Annotated in this window: 18 protein-coding genes; 8 read left to right on the plus strand and 10 right to left on the minus strand. The window is 53.5% G+C overall.

The window, feature by feature from the left end; all coding sequences use genetic code 11:
- Positions 1-146: 146 nt before the first annotated feature.
- The 6 genes from lepB to rpoE all read right to left on the minus strand — a co-directional run bounded on the left by lepB (position 147) and on the right by rpoE (position 5779).
- Positions 147-1121: a signal peptidase I gene (gene lepB / locus RTX30_RS14025; protein WP_312690751.1), complete on the minus strand. Its 975-nt coding sequence runs from the start codon at positions 1119-1121 to the stop codon at positions 147-149.
- A 15-nt stretch (positions 1122-1136) separates the two neighbouring features.
- Positions 1137-2936: a translation elongation factor 4 gene (lepA, locus tag RTX30_RS14030; RefSeq protein WP_312690753.1), complete on the minus strand. Its 1800-nt coding sequence runs from the start codon at positions 2934-2936 to the stop codon at positions 1137-1139.
- A 156-nt stretch (positions 2937-3092) separates the two neighbouring features.
- Positions 3093-3572 (minus strand): SoxR-reducing system protein RseC, encoded by a 480-nt coding sequence (gene rseC / locus RTX30_RS14035; protein WP_312690755.1) that lies wholly within the window; start codon positions 3570-3572, stop codon positions 3093-3095.
- Entirely contained in the window at positions 3569-4522 is a 954-nt protein-coding gene (rseB, locus tag RTX30_RS14040) for a sigma-E factor regulatory protein RseB (protein WP_312690757.1), read from the minus strand. Before rseB ends, rseC begins: the two co-directional genes overlap by 4 nt.
- Positions 4522-5172, minus strand: coding sequence for an anti-sigma-E factor RseA (gene rseA / locus RTX30_RS14045; protein ID WP_312690759.1), 651 nt, complete (start codon positions 5170-5172; stop codon positions 4522-4524). The genes rseB and rseA overlap by 1 nt, the downstream gene beginning before the upstream one ends.
- 31 nt (positions 5173-5203) lie before the next feature.
- On the minus strand, positions 5204-5779 hold the full coding sequence (gene rpoE / locus RTX30_RS14050) for an RNA polymerase sigma factor RpoE (RefSeq protein WP_000003307.1): 576 nt from the start codon (positions 5777-5779) through the stop codon (positions 5204-5206).
- Between the two features lie 422 nt (positions 5780-6201).
- On the opposite strand from rpoE, the gene nadB reads away from it, so the two are divergent.
- Positions 6202-7821: an L-aspartate oxidase gene (nadB, locus tag RTX30_RS14055; protein ID WP_312690761.1), complete on the plus strand. Its 1620-nt coding sequence runs from the start codon at positions 6202-6204 to the stop codon at positions 7819-7821.
- On the opposite strand, the gene trmN is transcribed toward nadB, so the two are convergent.
- On the minus strand, positions 7806-8543 hold the full coding sequence (gene trmN, locus RTX30_RS14060) for a tRNA(1)(Val) (adenine(37)-N(6))-methyltransferase TrmN (protein ID WP_312690763.1): 738 nt from the start codon (positions 8541-8543) through the stop codon (positions 7806-7808). The genes nadB and trmN overlap by 16 nt on opposite strands.
- Positions 8544-8673: 130 nt before the next feature.
- On the opposite strand from trmN, the gene srmB reads away from it, so the two are divergent.
- Entirely contained in the window at positions 8674-10002 is a 1329-nt protein-coding gene (srmB, locus tag RTX30_RS14065; protein ID WP_312690765.1) for an ATP-dependent RNA helicase SrmB, read from the plus strand.
- A 42-nt stretch (positions 10003-10044) separates the two neighbouring features.
- Here srmB and grcA read toward each other — a convergent pair whose 3' ends face one another.
- Complete coding sequence (grcA, locus tag RTX30_RS14070; RefSeq protein ID WP_312690767.1) at positions 10045-10428, minus strand: autonomous glycyl radical cofactor GrcA; 384 nt, start codon at positions 10426-10428, stop codon at positions 10045-10047.
- A 314-nt stretch (positions 10429-10742) separates the two neighbouring features.
- Between grcA and ung the strand changes: the two genes are divergently transcribed.
- The gene (gene ung, locus RTX30_RS14075) at positions 10743-11432 is read left to right on the plus strand and encodes a uracil-DNA glycosylase (RefSeq protein WP_312690769.1); all 690 of its coding nucleotides are present in this window, start codon (positions 10743-10745) and stop codon (positions 11430-11432) included.
- 76 nt (positions 11433-11508) lie between these two features.
- On the opposite strand, the gene RTX30_RS14080 is transcribed toward ung, so the two are convergent.
- A complete protein-coding gene (locus tag RTX30_RS14080; protein WP_312690771.1) occupies positions 11509-12603 on the minus strand; it encodes a tRNA/rRNA methyltransferase in 1095 nt (364 codons plus the stop codon).
- Positions 12604-12807: 204 nt separating this feature from the next.
- Between RTX30_RS14080 and trxC the strand changes: the two genes are divergently transcribed.
- From trxC to RTX30_RS14105, 5 genes are all read left to right on the plus strand, one after another.
- Complete coding sequence (trxC, locus tag RTX30_RS14085; protein WP_312690773.1) at positions 12808-13227, plus strand: thioredoxin TrxC; 420 nt, start codon at positions 12808-12810, stop codon at positions 13225-13227.
- A gap of 69 nt (positions 13228-13296) precedes the next feature.
- A complete protein-coding gene (locus RTX30_RS14090) occupies positions 13297-13995 on the plus strand; it encodes a tRNA-uridine aminocarboxypropyltransferase (RefSeq protein WP_312690775.1) in 699 nt (232 codons plus the stop codon).
- 32 nt (positions 13996-14027) lie between these two features.
- Positions 14028-16688, plus strand: coding sequence for a GNAT family N-acetyltransferase (locus RTX30_RS14095; RefSeq protein WP_312690777.1), 2661 nt, complete (start codon positions 14028-14030; stop codon positions 16686-16688).
- Between the two features lie 113 nt (positions 16689-16801).
- Entirely contained in the window at positions 16802-18157 is a 1356-nt protein-coding gene (gene pssA, locus RTX30_RS14100) for a CDP-diacylglycerol--serine O-phosphatidyltransferase (protein WP_312690787.1), read from the plus strand.
- Between the two features lie 44 nt (positions 18158-18201).
- Positions 18202-18525: a YfiM family lipoprotein gene (locus RTX30_RS14105; RefSeq protein ID WP_312690779.1), complete on the plus strand. Its 324-nt coding sequence runs from the start codon at positions 18202-18204 to the stop codon at positions 18523-18525.
- On the opposite strand, the gene RTX30_RS14110 is transcribed toward RTX30_RS14105, so the two are convergent.
- Positions 18522-19820, minus strand: coding sequence for an MFS family transporter (locus tag RTX30_RS14110; RefSeq protein ID WP_312690780.1), 1299 nt, complete (start codon positions 19818-19820; stop codon positions 18522-18524). The two genes, RTX30_RS14105 and RTX30_RS14110, sit on opposite strands and share 4 nt — an antisense overlap.
- Between the last annotated feature and the right edge of the window lie 228 nt (positions 19821-20048).

Genomic DNA, 20048 nt, shown 5'->3' on the forward strand with positions numbered 1-20048 from the left:
GGTTTCGTGTGCTGTGGCACCCGGAGGAGCCAGCCTCAAACTTCGGGGGAATATTCTATACGCAACGACGGGGGTTGTCGTTAGTCTGAAGGGAATAATCGTGGAAATAATTCAGGGCGCAATCGCAATGATAGCGCCCTGGTGAATTAATGAATGCCGCCGATACGATTCAGGCGTACACCTGTCGGCCATTCACCTTCCTGTTTTTCGAAGCTCATCCAGATGGCCGTTGCGCGCCCGACCAGATTGGCTTCCGGCACAAAGCCCCAATAACGGCTGTCTGCGCTGTTATCGCGGTTGTCGCCCATCATAAAGTAGTGACCCGGCGGAACAATCCACGTCGCCAGTTGCTGGCCCTGCTGACGGTAATAAATACCGAGCTGATCCTGCGCAATTGGCACTGTCAGAATACGGTGGGTCACATCGCCCAGCGTCTCTTTACGCTCCGCCAGACGCACACCATCCGGCAACGTCTCGCCTTTTGGCATCTGGAAGAAGCCGCTGCTCGCTTCGCCACCGGAACGGCGGCCGAAAGTCTGCACAAAATCGCTGGCTTCCACATTGCTGTAAGTGATCGGCAATGCGTTGTCACATGCCTGACCCGAGCTGCAGTTCGGCTGTACCGTGACCTGCTTGCTCACCGGATCATAGCTCAATTTATCGCCCGGTAAGCCCACCACACGTTTGATGTAATCCAGACGCGGATCGTCAGGGTATTTAAACACTGCGATATCTCCACGTTTTGGGTGGCCGGTCTCGATCAACGTTTTCTGGTAGATCGGATCTTTAATGCCGTAGGCGAATTTCTCCACAAGGATAAAGTCACCAATCAGCAATGTGGGCATCATGGAACCCGAGGGGATCTGGAATGGCTCATAAATAAATGAGCGCACCACCAGCACAATCGCTAGTACCGGGAAAACAGAAGCACCGGTCTCCAGCCAGCCTGGCTTCGGACCGACTTTCTTCAGCGTTTTTTTGTCGAGAGCATCACCTGTGGCAACCTGCGCGGCGGCCTGACGTTCCCGGCGTTTTGGTGCAAAAATGAACTTATCCAGGCACCATAAAAGTCCCGTCACCAGTGTCGCGATCACCAGGATCAGGGCAAACATGTTCGCCATGCCAACTCCTTAAGATTATTTGCTCTCTTTGCCCACATGCAGAATGGCGAGGAACGCTTCCTGCGGCAGCTCGACGTTGCCGACCTGCTTCATGCGTTTCTTACCTTCCTTCTGTTTCTGCAGCAGCTTTTTCTTACGACTGACGTCACCACCGTAGCATTTCGCCAGTACGTTCTTACGCAGCTGTTTCACCGTTGAGCGGGCAATAATGTGGTTACCGATTGCCGCCTGAATCGCGATATCAAACTGCTGGCGAGGGATCAGATCTTTCATCTTCTCCACCAGCTCGCGGCCACGGTACGGCGCGTTCTCATTGTGGGTGATCAGCGCCAGCGCATCCACACGCTCACCGTTGATCAGCACGTCTACGCGCACCATGTTGGACGCCTGGAAGCGTTTAAAGTTGTAATCCAGCGAGGCATAACCACGTGAGGTCGATTTCAGACGGTCGAAGAAGTCCAGTACCACTTCCGCCATCGGAATTTCATAAGTCAGCGCAACCTGGTTACCGTGGTAAACCATGTTGGTCTGCACGCCGCGTTTTTCTACACACAACGTGATTACGTTACCCAGGTACTCCTGCGGCAACAGCATGTGACACTCCGCAATCGGCTCACGCAGCTCTTCAATGTTGTTAAGCGGCGGCAGCTTGGAAGGGCTGTCGACATACACCACTTCTTTGTTAGTCGTCTGAACTTCATAGACTACGGTCGGCGCAGTGGTGATCAGATCCAGATCGTATTCACGCTCCAGACGTTCCTGAATGATCTCCATGTGCAACAGACCCAGGAAGCCACAGCGGAAACCGAAGCCCAGCGCGGTAGAACTTTCCGGTTCGTAGAACAGGGATGCATCGTTGAGGCTCAGTTTGCCGAGCGCATCGCGGAAGTTTTCATAATCATCCGAACTCACCGGGAACAGACCGGCGTATACCTGCGGTTTCACTTTTTTAAACCCTGGCAGCGCTTTTTCCGCCGGGTTACGGGCTGCGGTCAGGGTATCCCCTACCGGCGCGCCGAGAATATCTTTGATGGCGCAGACCAGCCAGCCTACTTCGCCGCATTTCAGCTCAGTACGGTCGACCTGTTTCGGGGTAAAGATGCCAAGACGGTCAGCGTTGTAGACCTGACCGGTGCTCATGACCTTGATCTTATCGCCCTTGCGCATCGTACCGTTCTTGATACGCACCAGGGAAACGACACCCAGGTAGTTATCGAACCAGGAGTCGATAATCAGTGCCTGCAACGGGGCATCCGGATCGCCTTCCGGCGGGGGAATGTCGCGCACCAGTCGCTCCAGGACATCCGGCACGCCAACGCCAGTTTTTGCTGAGCAGCGCACGGCATCTGTCGCGTCAATCCCGACGATGTCTTCAATCTCTTCGGCCACACGCTCAGGATCGGCGGCGGGCAGATCGATTTTGTTCAGTACCGGCACCACTTCCAGATCCATCTCGATGGCCGTATAGCAGTTCGCCAGCGTCTGCGCTTCTACGCCCTGACCGGCATCGACCACCAGCAGCGCGCCTTCACAGGCGGCCAGCGAGCGGGAAACCTCATAGGAGAAGTCAACGTGACCGGGAGTATCGATAAAGTTCAGCTGGTAGGTTTCGCCGTTGTTGGCTTTGTAGTCCAGCGTAACGCTCTGCGCTTTGATGGTGATACCGCGCTCGCGCTCAAGATCCATGGAATCAAGTACCTGAGCTTCCATTTCGCGATCGGAAAGACCACCGCAAATCTGGATGATACGGTCAGACAGCGTCGACTTACCGTGGTCGATGTGAGCGATGATCGAAAAGTTACGAATATTCTTCATATAGTGAGATTTTATGCCTTACGAGTAACTAAGAGGCCTGTTCGCGCCTGACGTCAAATGTACTGAAACGCCGCATTCTACACTACAACCTTAATGCGGGGAAATGCTCATACTGGCAAGAGAAGCGCCACGGCGATGACGCTTCGTAAAGCGGGATCACGGTTGGCTTTCTGCGGAGGCATCGTCGATGCGGACAAGGTTCGGCGGCAGGCCGACGCTGATAATTACCGGCTGCCATTCCTGGCGGGAAGCCAGTTTCGGCGACAGGCCGCGCGCCAGCAGAAAGCCGCCGACACCGCCAAGCACCGCACCGCACAGTGCCGCCATATCCTGGCCGAACAACGCCTGAAAAATCGCACCCATCACAAACAGCCCGACCAGCGGTGACATATAGACCAGTACCGCCGAGCCAAGCAGACTGGCTTCGGCAATGCCCAGTTCGACTTTCTGCCCGGCCACCAGCGGTTCAGCGCAGGGGACTGCGAGCGTATGGGTCGTTTGCGGCCCCAGTTTGTTCAGCACGCGACTGCCGCAGCCGGCGCGGGAAGCGCAGCTGCTGCACGAAGCTTTAACATCGCATTCAACTAATGCTTCACCGTTTTGCCAGGAGACGACGGTCGCCCACTCTTTGATCATTGCGCGGCCTTGAATTTGAGGCTATCCGCAAGACGTTTTGCGGTTTGCGGGGGCAGTTCGCCAACGATGGTAATTTCGGCGTTATCACGAACGCTCGTCATGACCGTGCGTCGGCCGGTGCGCAGCATCTGATCGCTGCTGTTTTGGTTGGCGCGGTTAACGTTGATCGAAAAGCTAAACAAGCCGTCGGAATAGAGGCGCGACTCAACGGGAACATCGATCGTTGGCAACTGACGACGGCTGCTGGAGACTTCGCTAAACCCCTGGGGCAACCAGGTTGGCACCCAGTTAAAGTCAACGTTATCGCCCGCCGGGACGGAAAGCAGCGGCGGCAGGCTGGCTTTTGCCAGCGTTTGCATGCTATTGGCGACCTGACCGTTAACCGTGAATGCGATCACCCGAAATTGCTCCAGGGTTTCGCCATCACGATCGAGTAAATCCACGCGCATCGGCAGGTGGGTGTCAGAGTCCATCCAGACGATGTAGCTGTAACGCGTACCGTCGCGCGCCACGACGCGGATCACTTCACAGAGCCTGTCGGCAATACGCGTGCGCCCTACAGAAATAAAATCATAGTAGGGAGAAAGACGTTTGAAATCTGTATAAACCAGCGTGGGCAGAGAATCGACAATATAATTGCCGTTAAGCGTAAAGGGCTCAAGCCCCGGTTCAAAGTAGCTGATTTCATTACCGCGCTGCACAACCTCGCGGCGAGGGCCGTCCATTTGCAACATCTGCGCAAGCGGCTGATCGTTAAGGCGCGCATGGCGATAACGTAACGATTCGACACCCTGCTTGTTGATGCTGATAAAAGAGAGTTCGTAGTTGAGCGACTGGCTTGCCACATTCATTTGCTGTAACAACGCCCCGGACGAAACATCAGCCGAGGCGTTACCAGAGAAGAACAGGCCAGCAGCCACAAAAGACATGGCACACCAAAGTTGCTTCATTACTGCGATTGCGTTCCTAAAGTTTGGTTTCCCGGCACCTGCACAGCGGCTTGCTGCGTTTGCGCCTGCTCAAACTGAAGCTGTTCGGAGTGCAGACGACGTTGCAGTTCGTAATCCTGCAGCATGGCATTAATACGGCGACGCTGTTCCTGCACTTGCTGTTGCTGACCGCCACTTGCCGTTGCATCTGCAGGCACGCCCAGACTCACCGGGCTGGCTTTACCCATCATCGGCAGTGTATTAAACACGGGCGCTTCGGGCTGTTGGGTGGATTCAGCCTGGCCATTATAGTGCTGAACGCCAACAATTACAGCAAGCGATACACACGCAGCAACGCCCATCTGGGTAAGCTGGCTCGCCCACGGGCGAACCTTGTGCCAGAACGGCATTTTCTGCCACTGGTGAGGAGCCGGTTGTGCTTCGGGAATCAATGGCGCCGTCGGTTGAACGGGGTCATTCTCAATCGCGGCCATGACTTGGGCTGAGATATCGAAATGGATGACATCGGCAGTATCACCGCGCATAGCATCGCGGATAAGGTGATAGCTTGCCCATGTTTGCTGCATCTGCGGATCCTGAGACAGCTCGGAGAGCAGCTCGTTATCCAGCGTTTCACCATCCATTAAAGCGGAAAGTTTTTCTTTCTGCATGCCTAATACCTTTTTCAGTATCCCGCTATCGTCAACGCCTGATAAGCGGTTGAACTTTATTATCAATAGCTTCCCGTGCACGGAAAATACGTGAACGGACTGTACCTACCGGGCAATCCATGATGGCTGCAATTTCTTCATAGCTAAGGCCATCCAACTCCCGCAACGTAATTGCCATGCGTAAATCTTCCGGGAGCGACTCAATAGTACGGAAAACTATTTGTCTCAGTTCTTCTGACAACATTAAGTTCTCAGGGTTCGAAATTTCTTTCAATGCACCGCCACTTTCGAAGTTTTCTGCTTCAATCGCATCCACATCACTGGATGGCGGCCTGCGCCCTTGGGCGACCAGGTAATTTTTTGCTGTGTTCACAGCAATTCGGTATAGCCAGGTATAAAAAGCACTATCTCCCCTGAACGAATCAAGCGCACGATAGGCCTTTATAAATGACTCTTGTACGACATCAGGCACATCGCCCGAGGGGACATAGCGGGAAACCAGACTCGCCACTTTATGCTGGTAGCGCACCACCAGTAAGTTGAACGCTTTCTGATCTCCTTTCTGAACCCTTTCAACAAGGACCTGATCCGTTAACTGCTCGCTCATCCGAGGTAAAGTCTCCCCAAAACCAATTTCCACGCGTATCCAGAAACGCCACTCCAATACTGCACTATGAGCAAGCAGCCAATTAGAGAGCAGGTTCGTGATTAAGTTCCGTTACGCCTTTGTTTTTGTGCAGCGTTCTGCAGACTTTTCATTCTCTCTCATTATAAGTCTACAAACCCTGGCCAATGTACTTTCTCAAAGAAAAGACCTTAAGATCGCCAGAGAGTATCGCAATATCGCTTTTTTTTCATCTCTAATAAGCGCTTACTAACGATCTACATCATGCTCCCGCACGTCTTGTCTCCTTACCCTGGCGGACATTTTGTGTTTAGTCTTCCATACAAAAGCCAAAAAAACCCTCATCAAATGCGCATACTGGTGCTATGCTGGCCGAACATTGTTTAGTAAATTAAACACAGACTATGAATACAACGTCAGAACTCTCTTGTGATGTACTGGTGATCGGCAGCGGTGCCGCTGGCTTATCCGTCGCATTACGCCTGGCTGCACAGCATAAGGTCATCGTATTGAGCAAAGGGCCGATCAGCGAAGGCTCAACCTTCTATGCTCAGGGTGGAATCGCCGCCGTTTTCGATGAAACCGACAGCATTGCATCCCATGTGGAAGATACGCTGATTGCCGGTGCAGGTATCGTCGAGCGTGAGGCGGCAGAGTTTGTCGCTAGCAATGCACGCCCTTGTGTGCAATGGCTTATCGAGCAGGGTGTATTGTTTGACACCGAAATGACCGCCAACGGTGAGTCGGGCTATCACCTGACCCGAGAAGGCGGCCACAGCCATCGCCGCATTCTTCACGCTGCCGATGCCACCGGTAAAGAAGTGGAAAATACGCTGGTCAGCCAAGCCATTCATCACCCGAATATCCGTGTGCTGGAACGCTGTAATGCCGTGGACTTGATCATCTCCGACAAAGTGGGCCTGCCTGGTGCGCGTCGTGTTGTTGGCGCGTGGGTGTGGAACCGCAATAAAGAGCAAGTCGAAACCTGCCAGGCGAAAGCAGTTGTGCTGGCAACCGGTGGCGCCTCAAAGGTGTACCAGTACACCACAAACCCGGATATCGCCTCCGGCGATGGAATAGCCATGGCCTGGCGCGCCGGCTGCCGGGTGGCGAATATGGAATTTAATCAGTTCCATCCCACTGCGTTATTCCACCCTCAGGCGCGTAACTTTCTGCTGACAGAAGCACTACGTGGCGAGGGAGCACACTTGAAGCGCCCGGACGGTACCCGTTTTATGCCGGACTTTGATTCCCGGGCTGAACTCGCTCCACGCGATGTGGTCGCCCGCGCCATCGACCATGAAATGAAACGCCTTGGTGTGGATTGCATGTATCTCGATATCAGCCACAAACCGGAAGCGTTTGTGCGCCACCATTTTCCCATGATCTATGAAAAGCTGCTTGGCCTTGGCCTGGACCTGACCAAAGAGCCCGTGCCGATTGTGCCAGCTGCGCACTACACCTGCGGCGGCGTAATGATTGACCAGCATGGGCAAACAGATGTTAACGGCCTCTATGCCGTTGGTGAAGTGAGTTATTCCGGGCTGCACGGCGCCAATCGAATGGCATCAAATTCGCTGCTCGAATGCCTTGTCTATGGCTGGTCGGCAGCAGAAGCTATCTCTCGCCAGATACCGGTTATCGAGGCGGCGTCGGTGCTGCCGGCATGGGACGAAAGCCGCGTTGATGACGCCGATGAGCGCGTGATCCTGCAGCATAACTGGCACGAGTTGCGACTGTTTATGTGGGATTATGTGGGCATTGTGCGCACCACCAAGCGACTGGAACGCGCGTTACGCCGAATTACACTGCTGCAACAGGAAATCGACGAGTATTACGCCAACTTCCGTGTTTCCAATAATCTGCTGGAATTGCGCAACCTGGTACAGGTGGCTGAGCTAATTGTGCGCTGCGCAATGGAACGGAAAGAGAGCCGCGGGCTGCACTATACGCTGGACTACCCGGAAATGCTGCCAGTGTCGGGGCCGACGGTGCTCACGCCGCGCAATTACATAAACACATAAAAAGCCTGGGTCAGCGCAGTATAACTGTCGGAATAGCGCTGATCCGGCCCGCGGATCGCCAGGCGATCGGCAAAGATCTCACCCGGGCGCGGAGAGAATGCGAGCAAAACACGGTGCGGCAGTCGCCCTTCCGTTTCCATCACGTCGGTGCGTAAGCGCAGATGCCAGCCGATGCTCTGCGCTTTGCCCGTAAACGCCTCGCTGGCCTCCACCGGCAAGACAACACAGAAAAAGCCCTCTTCAGTGATAAGCGTCGCCGCAATGTCCAGCAGCGTCTGGTGATCGAGCGTGGTGGTGTAACGGGCGCGTTCACGCTCTGGCGTTGCGCATTTCACCCCCTCGTCAAAATAGGGCGGATTACTGACTATCAGATCATAACGTGCCGTATTTTCCACACTCCATTGACGAATATCAGCCTGATGCACGGTGATCCGCTCACGCCAGGGCGATGCCTGCACATTTTCCTGTGCCTGCATGGCGGCTTGCTCATCGAGTTCCACGGCATCGATAGTGACAGTTTGCGGGGTACGTTGCGCCAGCATCAGCGCCAGCAAACCGCTGCCTGTGCCAATATCCAGCACATGGCGGGCTTTGGAAACAGGCGACCAGGCGCCTAACATCACGCCATCCGTGCCGACTTTCATGGCACAGCGGTCGTGCGCGACGAAGAACGCTTTAAACGTGAAGCCATTACGGCGAAACTGAGCCTTTGGCTGGGACATCTTTACAACCTCAATACGGAAAACAGGTGTAGCATAGGTGAAAGCGAAGCGCCGGAAAAGCGATAAGCAGACAACAGATGAAGATTGCAGCCGTAACGTCTATAATCAGCGCCCCACACAGAGGTAGATCATGACTGTAACGACTTTTTCCGAACTCGAACTTGACGACAGCCTGCTGGATGCACTCCAGAGTAAAGGCTTTACACGCCCGACCGCCATCCAGGCCGCCGCTATTCCGCCTGCGCTTGAAGGGCGTGATGTTCTCGGTTCCGCGCCTACCGGCACCGGCAAAACGGCGGCATATCTGCTGCCTGCGTTGCAGCACCTTCTGGACTTTCCACGTAAGAAATCCGGCCCGCCGCGTATTTTGATCCTGACCCCGACCCGCGAACTGGCGATGCAGGTTGCCGATCATGCGCGTGAACTGGCGGCTAATACCCATCTGGATATCGCTACCATCACGGGCGGCGTGGCGTATATGAACCATGCCGAAGTATTCAGCGAAAACCAGGACATCGTGGTCGCGACCACCGGCCGCCTGCTGCAATACATTAAAGAAGAAAACTTTGACTGCCGCGCAGTCGAAACGCTGATCCTCGACGAAGCCGATCGTATGGTGGACATGGGTTTTGCGCAGGATATCGAGCATATCGCAGGTGAAACGCGCTGGCGCAAACAGACCATGCTGTTTTCTGCGACGCTGGAAGGCGAGGCAATCAAAGATTTTGCCGAACGTCTGCTGGAAGATCCGGTAGAGGTGTCCGCTACGCCATCTACACGCGAACGTAAAAAAATCCATCAATGGTATTACCGCGCCGATGATGTGGCACATAAAACAGCGCTGCTCGTGCATCTGCTGAAACAACCTGAGATGAGCCGTTCGATTGTTTTTGTGCGCAAGCGCGAGCGTGTGCATGAGCTGGCGGCCTGGCTGCGCGAAGCCGGCATCAACAACTGCTATCTCGAAGGCGAAATGGTGCAGCTAAAACGCAATGAGGCCATTAAGCGTCTGACTGATGGCCGTGTGAATGTGCTGGTCGCCACTGATGTTGCTGCACGCGGCATTGATATTCCGGACGTGAGCCACGTCTTTAACTTCGACATGCCTCGTAGCGGCGATACCTATCTGCATCGTATTGGCCGTACTGGTCGAGCGGGTCGTAAAGGCACGGCGATCTCCCTCGTCGAAGCGCACGATCACTTACTGCTGGGGAAAGTAGGCCGCTATGTCGAAGAGCCGCTGAAAGCCCGTGTCATTGATGAACTGCGTCCTAAGACACGTATCCCAAGTGAAAAGCTGAAAGGCAAGCCGTCGAAAAAAGTGCTGGCAAAACGCGAAGAGAAAAAGAAAGAGAAAGATAAAGAGAAACCGCGTGTGAAACAGCGCCACCGCGATACCAAAAACATTGGTAAGCGACGCAAACCGAGTAGCAGCGAACAGCTAAAATCCGAACAATAAAAAAAGCCGGGAATGTCCCGGCTTTTTTATGACTGCCTGAAATTACAGGCTTTCTGTGAAAGTACGAGCAATAACGTCGCGCTGCTGTTCTGGAGTCAGAGAGTTAAAACGTACTGCATAACCCGAAACGCGGATGGTCAGTTGCGGGTATTTTTCCGGATGTTCCACGGCATCGAGCAGTGTTTCACGGCGCAGCACGTTAACATTCAGGTGCTGACCGCCTTCAACACGCACTTCCGGTTTCACTTCCATCGGAATTTCACGGTATTCAATATCGCCCAGCTTGCTAACAGCAACCACTTCATCTTCTGCATAACCGCCTTTCGCACAGACGCAACGGGCTTCGCCTTTTTCGTTATCCAGCAGCCAGAATGAATTTAACAGGTTGTCGTTTGCTGCTTTCGTAATTTGGATACCAGTAATCATGAATAGCCTCCCATGGGCGCAATATTTGATTTCGCCGGATGCATCCGGCCAATTGGTAAAACCATTGTTGTCTGATTGTTTATATACCAGCCCGCTAGCCCGCATTCTTTGATTTAAATCAACAAAAACCACACAGTAAAAGTGGTGATAGGGGAATATTCTTGTTTTATATCAAGTTACGCCACACAGGGAATCTTAAAACTTTTGTAAATTTTCAAATTTTTTTGGGTTTAATCGATTGACGGAGAAAGGGAATTTTACGCTATGGGTAGAAGCAGTTAAGCTACGGGGAACGAACTTCGCAGGAGAGCGGGATGACCACTTCATTAACATGGCATGATGTGTTGGCAGATGAAAAACAGCAGCCCTACTTTATTAATACGCTGAACACTGTCGCCGCAGAGCGCCAGTCCGGCGTAACCATCTACCCACCGCAAAAAGATGTATTTAACGCCTTTCGCTTCACTGAACTGAGTGACGTTAAGGTAGTGATCCTCGGCCAGGATCCCTATCACGGGCCAGGCCAGGCGCACGGTCTGGCCTTTTCGGTACGGCCAGGAGTGGCTATTCCGCCCTCGCTACTGAATATGTATAAAGAGCTGGAGAAATCTCAGCCGGGTTTTGTCCGCCCGGAACACGGTTACCTGGAGAGCTGGGCGCGTCAGGGAGTGTTGTTGTTAAACACGGTGCTGACCGTTCGAGCCGGTCAGGCCCACTCGCACGCCAGTCTCGGCTGGGAAACCTTCACCGACAAAGTTATCAGCCTGATTAACGAGCATCGCGAAGGCGTGGTTTTTTTACTGTGGGGATCACACGCGCAGAAGAAAGGCGCGATTATCGACGGCAAACGTCATCATGTTCTGAAAGCACCGCACCCTTCTCCCCTTTCAGCCCATCGCGGCTTTTTTGGCTGCAATCATTTTGTTCTGGCGAATCAGTGGCTGGAAAAACAGGGGAAAACGCAGATCGACTGGATGCCAACCCTGCCGGCACAAAGCGAGTAAAGCGTAATTTGGCGAATAAAGAGGAAATTGCAGGCCGGAAGAAGGTAACGCCCTGTCCGGCCTGCGGTTTGCGTTGTTACGCTTTATTCTGACGCCACCACTCGGCAAGCAACACACCGGTCGCGACAGAAACGTTGAGGCTTTCAACGTTGCCAGTACCGTCAATGGAAACGCTCAGATCCGCACGGGAAAGTGTGGCATCGGATAAACCATCGCGTTCCTGACCCAGCACCAGCACCATTTTCTTCGGCAACTCTGCTTTGAACAGCGGGGTACCATTATGGCTGGAGGTCGTGACCAACGCATATCCGGCCTGGCGGAATTCTTCCAGCGCATCCGCAAAGCTGTCACCCGTGATTGCCTGAACATGCTCCGCACCGCCTTCTGCTGTGCGAACGGCCGCGCCTGATTCAATCACTGCCGCATCCTGCAATACCACGCCTTTAACGCCGAAGTGCGCGCAGCTACGCATAATAGCGCCCAGGTTGTGCGGGTTGCCCACATCTTCCAGCGCCAGCACGCAATCTTCCGCACCTGCGCTGGCCACCCATTTCTGTACACTCTGGCCATTGCGTTTTTTAATCAGGAAGCACACACCGCCGTGATGCTCGGTACCGGATGCTTTTGCCAGTTCGGCTTCATCAACCACGTGGTACGCTTTGCGGTTTGCCGCCATCCAGCGCAGCGCTTCTTTAAAGCGCGGTGTGACGCTCTGAACAAACCAGGCGCGCACGATAGAATCCGGACGGCTGCTGAACAATGCCTGACAGGCATTTTCGCCATAAACGCGCGTCTCTTCCGCACGCTGACGGCGCAGCACTTCCGGGTCGATATAGCTTTTACCACTGATCCCGCCGTGATCCGGTTTTTCCGGCGTATCGTCACCCGGTGCGCGGGAAACGGTGCGCCACGGCGAATCACTTTGACGGCTAAAATCTTCGCGAGCCGGGCGGCTTCTCTCGTCACGCTGCGGACGACCGCTGCGATCATCACGTTGAGAGCGGTTTCTGTCATCACGGGCGGGGCGACGGCCTCCGTCTGCACGAGACGATCCCGAACGTGCTGGTCCTTTCCCGGTGCGCGGGTTATGGCCACGTTTATCGGAATCATCATCACTGCGGACATACATCACTTTGACCTTGCCGCTTTTGTTTTTAATTTCATCGTTCATGCTTTTCTCCACCAGCGCTGCGCGAAGCGCGCAGATTACCTGATGTCCTTGCGCTTAGCCATTAATTCGTTCAAAAGCTATCGACTATTGTACTCATTGAATAAATCGCATTGTCGTTTAAAACCATCTTATTAATAATATGTAACATTGAAGAAACATACCGGTGAAAAGCCGCTTTGTACCCACGCTTCCCTGAGGTTAGTTATGAATACCGTATGTGCAAGCTGCCAGGCGTTGAATCGCCTTCCTGAAGACAGAATGAACGACGGCGCGAAATGTGGGCGCTGTGGGCACGAGCTGTTTGATGGCGATGTGATTAATGCCACCGGCGAAACGCTGGATAAACTGCTCAAAGACGATTTACCCGTGGTCGTGGATTTTTGGGCACCCTGGTGTGGCCCGTGCCGTAACTTTGCGCCTATCTTTGAAGATGTGGCGGAAGAACGCAGCGGCAAAGTGCGTTTTGTGAAAGTGAACACTGAAGCTGAGCGCGAACTGAGCGCCCGTTTCCGTATCCGCAGTATTCCAACCATTATGCTATTCAAAAAGGGTGAAGTGGTGGACATGCTAAGCGGCGCGATGCCGAAAGCACCGTTTGATAGCTGGCTCAACGAATCACTTTAATCCCGTCGGGGCGCATCTTGTGCCCCGTTTTCACCTCTGCGACAATGGCGTTTTTTCAATGCGATCCTCATGACCGACAACGCCGTTCTTCAACTCCGTGCTCAACGCCTTGCCCGCGCAACGCGCCCTTTTCTGGCGCGCGGTAACCGCATTCGCCGCTGCCAGCGCTGCCTGCTACCGCAACGGCAATGCCTGTGTGACACGCTCAAACCCTCGGTGGCTAACAGTCGTTTTTGCCTGGTGATGTTCGACACCGAACCTATGAAGCCAAGCAATACTGGTCGACTGATTGCCGATATTCTGCCGGATACGCTGGCTTTCCAGTGGTCACGTACAGCGCCGCCAAAAGCCCTGATTGATCTCTGCAGCAGCGACGAATATCAACCGATGGTAGTGTTTCCGGCATCGTATGCGGGCAGTGAACGCCAGGTATTGAGCGTGCCGCCAGCGGGTAAACCACCGCTATTTATTATGCTCGACGGCACCTGGACCGAAGCGCGAAAAATGTTCCGCAAGAGTCCTTATCTGGATGCTTTACCGGTGATTTCCGTGGATTTATCGCGGGTTTCCGCCTATCGCCTGCGTGAAGCGCATGCGGAAGATCAGTACTGTACGGCCGAAGTGGCTATCGCCTTGCTGGATCTGGCGAAAGACACCGTTGCGGCACAGGCTTTAGGCTGCCATTTCACACTGTTTCGCGAACGCTATCTGGCGGGTAAACCGCATCATCCATCCGCCATCACAGCAAGCGACGCAGAAAGCGTTTAAAATCATCTGGTCACTCTTTAATGGAGGCCGGTATGAGCCAACGAGGGCTGGAAGCGTTATTACGTCCTAAATCGATCGCGGTAGTGGGCGCTTCAATGAAGCCGGATCGGGCCGGTTTTCTGATGATGCGCAATTTACTGGCGGGCGGTTTTGCCGGGCCTGTCTTACCCGTTACGCCCACATGGAAAGCGGTGCTGGGTGTACTGGCCTGGCCGGATGTGGCCAGCCTGCCTTTTACGCCGGATTTGGCGGTACTCTGCACGCACGCAAAGCGTAACCTCTCCCTGCTGGACGCCCTTGGGCAAAAAGGCTGTAAGACCTGCATTATTCTCTCGGCCACGCCGGAACAGCACGGCGAATTACTCGCCTGCGCCAGCCGCTATCAGATGCGGTTGCTCGGCCCGAACAGCCTCGGTTTGTTGGCACCGTGGCAGGGGCTCAACGCCAGTTTTTCCCCGGTACCTATCACGCGCGGCAAACTGGCGTTTATTTCTCAGTCCTCGGCCGTTTCCAATACTATTCTTGACTGGGCGCAGCAGCGGGAAATGGGGTTCTCTTATTTTATTGCGCTGGGCGACAGTCTCGATATAGACGTCGATGAACTGCTGGATTTCCTCGCCCGTGACAGTAAAACCAGTGCCATTCTGTTGTATCTGGAGCATCTCAGCGATGCCCGACGTTTTGTCTCCGCCGCGCGTAGCGCCTCGCGCAATAAACCGATTCTGGTGATCAAAAGCGGTCGTAGCCCGGAAGCGCAAAAACTGCTGCATTCACACGCTGGGATTGATCCGGCCTGGGATGCAGCCATCCAGCGCGCGGGATTGTTGCGTGTGCAGGACACGCATGAGCTTTTCTCCGCTGTTGAAACCCTCAGCCATATGCGGCCACTGCGAGGCGAGCGCCTCATGATCCTGAGCAACGGGGCCGCTCCCGCAGCGCTGGCACTTGATGAGTTATGGTCATGCAATGGCAAACTGGCCACGCTCAGCGAGGAAACCGTCGCGCAATTGCAGGCAGCACTGCCAGACTACGTCACGGTCGGTAATCCGCTGGATCTGCGCGACGACGCCAGTACGGAGCGTTACATTACCGCACTTAATATTTTGCTGGATTGCCAGGATTACGATGCATTGCTGGTGATCCATGCGCCAAGCGCCACGGCACCAGGCAGTGACAGCGCACAGGCGTTAATCGATGCCCTGAAAAAGCACCCACGCGGCAAGTATATTACGGTGCTGACTAACTGGTGCGGCGAGTTTTCGTCGCAGGATGCGCGGCGCTTATTCAGCGAGGCCGGGTTGCCAACTTACCGCACACCGGAAGGCACCATTACCGCATTTATGCATATGGTGGAATATCGCCGTAACCAGAAGCAATTGCGTGAAACCCCGGCTATATCACTCAGCCAGGCAGCCGATACCGCCGAGGCGCACAACCTGTTGCGCCAGTCCGTTGCAGAGGGCACCACTACACTGGACACGCACCAGGTCCAGCCAATTTTTCAGGCATGGGGGTTACAAACCTTACCCACCTGGGTTGCCGGAGATAGCGCTGAAGCCGTTCATATCGCCGAGCAAATTGGCTACCCGGTCGCGTTAAAACTGCGCTCCCCGGATATTCCACATAAATCTGAAGTTCAGGGCGTTATGCTCTATTTGCGTACTGCAAAAGAGGTGCAGCAAGCAGCAGATGCAATTATCGACCGTGTGAAAATGAACTGGCCACAGGCGCGTATACATGGTTTGCAGGTGCAAAGTATGGCCAATCGCGCCGGAGCCCAGGAACTGCGTGTGGTGGTAGAGCACGATCCGGTCTTTGGCCCTCTGATCATGTTGGGCGAAGGTGGCGTTGAATGGCGGGCCGAGGACCAGGCAGCAGTCGCGTTACCGCCTTTGAATATGAACCTTGCGCGCTACCTGGTGATTCAGGCCATTAAAAGTAAGAAGATCCGCGGCCGCAGTGCGCTACGCTCGCTGGATATTGCCGGTCTGAGTCAGTTTTTGGTGCAGGTATCGAACCTGATTGTCGATTGCCCGGAAATCGATCGCCTCGATATTCACCCGTTACTCGTGTCCGGCAGTGAATTTATTGCGCTGGATGTCACCATGACGATTGCGCCATATGTTGGCAATGGTGAAACACGCCTGGCGATCCGCCCTTATCCGCAGCATTTGGAAGAGCGGGTTGAGATGAAAAATGGCGAACAGTGCCTGTTCCGCCCTATTCTTCCGGAAGACGAACCTCATTTGCAGCAGTTTATTGCCCAGGTTACCAAAGAGGATCTCTATTACCGCTACTTCAGTGAGATCAACGAATTTACCCATGATGATTTAGCGAATATGACGCAGATCGACTACGATCGGGAAATGGCCTTTGTGGCAGTACGCCGCACGGGAGATAGCGAGGAGATCCTCGGCGTCACCCGCGCAATATCCGATCCTGACAATATTGATGCCGAATTCGCCGTGCTGGTGCGTTCCGATTTGAAAGGGCTGGGTCTTGGACGGCGATTGCTTGAAAAGCTTATCAGTTATACGCGAGATCACGGACTTAGACGCTTGAACGGGATTACTATGCCGAACAATCGCGGCATGGTGACACTGGCGCGAAAACTGGGGTTCGATGTCGATATTCAACTGGAGGATGGGATCGTGGGCTTATCGCTCCAACTGACAAAGACGGAAGAATCCTGAGTAAGGTACTGGAAATGTTGACCACTCTGGCAGGCCAGGTGTTATTATTGTCCGCTTATGTCGTCTGCATAGTACAGAAGACCCTTTAATAAACAGAGAAGAAACGCACTGTGATGTTGTCAAAATTTAAGCGTAATAAACATCAACAACACCTTGCCCAACTACCAAAGATTTCTCAGTCAGCGGATGATGTTGCCTTTTTCTATTCTCCCGCCGATTTCAGGGAGACGTTGCTCGCGAAGATAGCCAGCGCAACGCGCCGAATCTATATCGTCGCTCTGTATCTCGAACAGGACGATGGCGGGAAAGGAATTCTTAACGCACTGTATGAAGCAAAACGCCAGCGTCCGGAACTGGAAGTCTGCGTACTCGTCGACTGGCATCGTGCTCAGCGTGGCCGTATTGGCGCAGCGGCAACCAATACTAACGCAGACTGGTACTGTCGCCTGGCGCAGGAAAATCCAGGCATCTCAATTCCTGTTTATGGCGTGCCGGTCAATACCCGCGAAGCGTTAGGTGTGCTCCACTTTAAAGGTTTCATCATTGATGATTGTGTGCTCTACAGCGGCGCCAGCCTTAATGATGTCTACCTGCATCAGCACGATAAATACCGCTACGACCGTTACCAGTTAATCCGTAACCCGCAAATGGCGGATGTGATGCAAAACTGGGTAATGCAGAATCTGGTGCAGGGGCGTGGCGTTAATCGTCTGGACGATCCTGAGCGGCCCAAAAGTCCGGAAATTAAAAACGAAATCCGACTGTTTCGCCAGGCATTACGGGATGCGACGTACCATTTTCAGGGGGATGCGGATAATGAACAACTTTCCGTGACGCCACTGGTAGGTCTGGGGAAATCCAGCCTCCTGAACAAAACCATCTTCCACCTGATGCCGTGTACAGAACATAAACTGACTATTTGTACGCCGTACTTCAATCTTCCCGCCGTGTTGGTGCGCAACATTATTCAACTGCTACGCGAAGGCAAAAAGGTTGAAATTATCGTCGGCGACAAGACCGCAAACGACTTTTTCATTCCGGAAGATCAACCATTTAAGATCATCGGCGCACTGCCTTACCTCTATGAAATCAACCTGCGCCGTTTCCTCAGCCGTCTGCAGTACTACGTGAACACCGACCAATTAGTGGTTCGCCTGTGGAAAGATGAGGATAACAGTTATCACCTGAAAGGGATGTGGGTTGATGATGAGTGGATCCTGCTGACGGGGAATAACTTAAATCCGCGAGCCTGGCGACTCGACTTAGAAAATGCGGTGCTGATCCACGACCCGAAACACGAACTGGCTGCGCAGCGTGATAAAGAACTGGCGCTGATTCGGACGCACACCACCGTGGTGAATCACTATCGGGATTTGCAAAGCATTGCCGACTACCCGGTGAAAGTACGAAAACTGATCCGCCGGTTGCGTCGTATCCGCATCGATAAACTGATTAGCCGTATTCTGTAAACTGAAGCCCTGTCATCTGATGGGGCTTTTTTTTCAGGGATCACATGAAATACCTCTTGCCGACATGCGCACTGTTATTAACTGGCTGTAGTCATATGGCTAACGACAGCTGGAGCGGTCAGGATAAAGCACAACATTTTCTCGGCTCAGCGATGCTCTCCGCTGCGGGTAATGAAGTCGCGCAGCATCAAGGGATCAGCCGCGATCGCAGCGCAATGTATGGACTGATGTTTTCTGTCAGTCTGGGGGCTTCTAAAGAGTGGTGGGACAGCCGCCCTGCGGGTAGCGGCTGGAGCTGGAAAGATTTTGCCTGGGATGTTGCCGGCGCCACAACGGGTTATACCGTGTGGCAACTCGCCAGACACTAAAGGCGAATGCCTTTACCTTTGCGGTGTAGCATCAATGAAATGAAAAATGCTACGGCGCCCATCACTGTGACATACCAGAAAAACGCTGTTTCGAAGCCGATGGATTTCAGTGATAACGCAACATACTCCGCCGAACCGCCAAACAGGGCATTTGCCACCGCATATGACAACCCCACGCCTAAAGCACGCACCTGAGCCGGAAACATCTCAGCTTTTAAGATCCCACTGATCGAGGTATAAAAACTGGCGATCACCAGTGCGAGCATCACTAACATGAAGGCGATATAAGGAGACGTTACGCTATGCAACGCGGTAAGGATCGGCACTGTACATATCGTGGCAAGCCCGCCAAACAGCAGCATTGAGGTACGACGACCAATCCGGTCCGACAGTGCACCAAAGACAGGCTGGATGAGCATAAATACAAACAGCGCGACCGTCATGATCACGCTGGCGACATTTGCATGCATACCAGCAGTATTTACCAGATACTTCTGCATATAGGTCGTGAAAGTGTAAAACGTCAGCGATCCCCCAGCGGTAAATCCAAGAACCATCAAGAAAGCTTTGCGATTGCGCCACAATCCTTTCAATGAGCCCGCTTCTTTAAGCGCCCGGACTTCTTGCTGTGAGGTTTCATCCAGTTGCCGGCGCAGCCACAGAGCGACGATCGCGAGAGCCGCTCCAAGAGCAAATGGAATGCGCCAGCCCCAGGCGCGGAGTGCTTCATCCGTCAACACTTGCTGTAATACCACGACGACCAGCAGCGCCAGTAACTGTCCGCCAATCAGCGTGACGTACTGAAAAGAGGCATAAAAACCTTTTCGTCCTTCGACGGCGACTTCACTCATATACGTTGCGCTGGTGCCATATTCACCTCCTACCGACAATCCCTGAAACAGACGGGCCAACAGCAATAAAGCAGGCGCCCATGTACCAATCGCGTCATAGCCCGGCAAACAGGCGATGACCAGCGATCCCAGACACATCATACAGACAGAAATCAGCATGGATGTTTTGCGTCCGTGCCGGTCAGCGATACGCCCGAATAACCAGCCGCCAATGGGCCGCATCAGAAAACCGGCAGCGAAAACACCGGCTGTTTGCAGTAACTGCGTGGTGGGATTTCCCGCCGGAAAAAAGATGTGAGCGAAATAGAGAGAACAGAAGGAATAAACATAAAAATCAAACCACTCGACCAGATTACCCGATGAGGCGCCAACGATGGCCCACACGCGGCGGCGGGTATCGCGACTGGTGAGAGATTCTCGTGAGGTCATGCTGCTTTCAGCCATTATGATAATACTCCTGCCAAAGCTATTAGTGAGTGTGCCCTGCTTGCATTCTTAGCCACTCATTTGCAAAATCAAAAATGTTACATATTTGTTATATAAGATTGGTGATTTTAATCAAGATTTTGCTTCGCCAGGTAAGTAATTCAGAATATGACGCAGACGAGAAAAAGCAGAAGGCCCGGTCTTGCGACCGGGCCTTCTGCTTTGTCTGATGCCTGGCAGTTCCCT

This window comes from Kosakonia sp. (assembly GCF_032052965.1).
Classification (GTDB): domain Bacteria; phylum Pseudomonadota; class Gammaproteobacteria; order Enterobacterales; family Enterobacteriaceae; genus Kosakonia.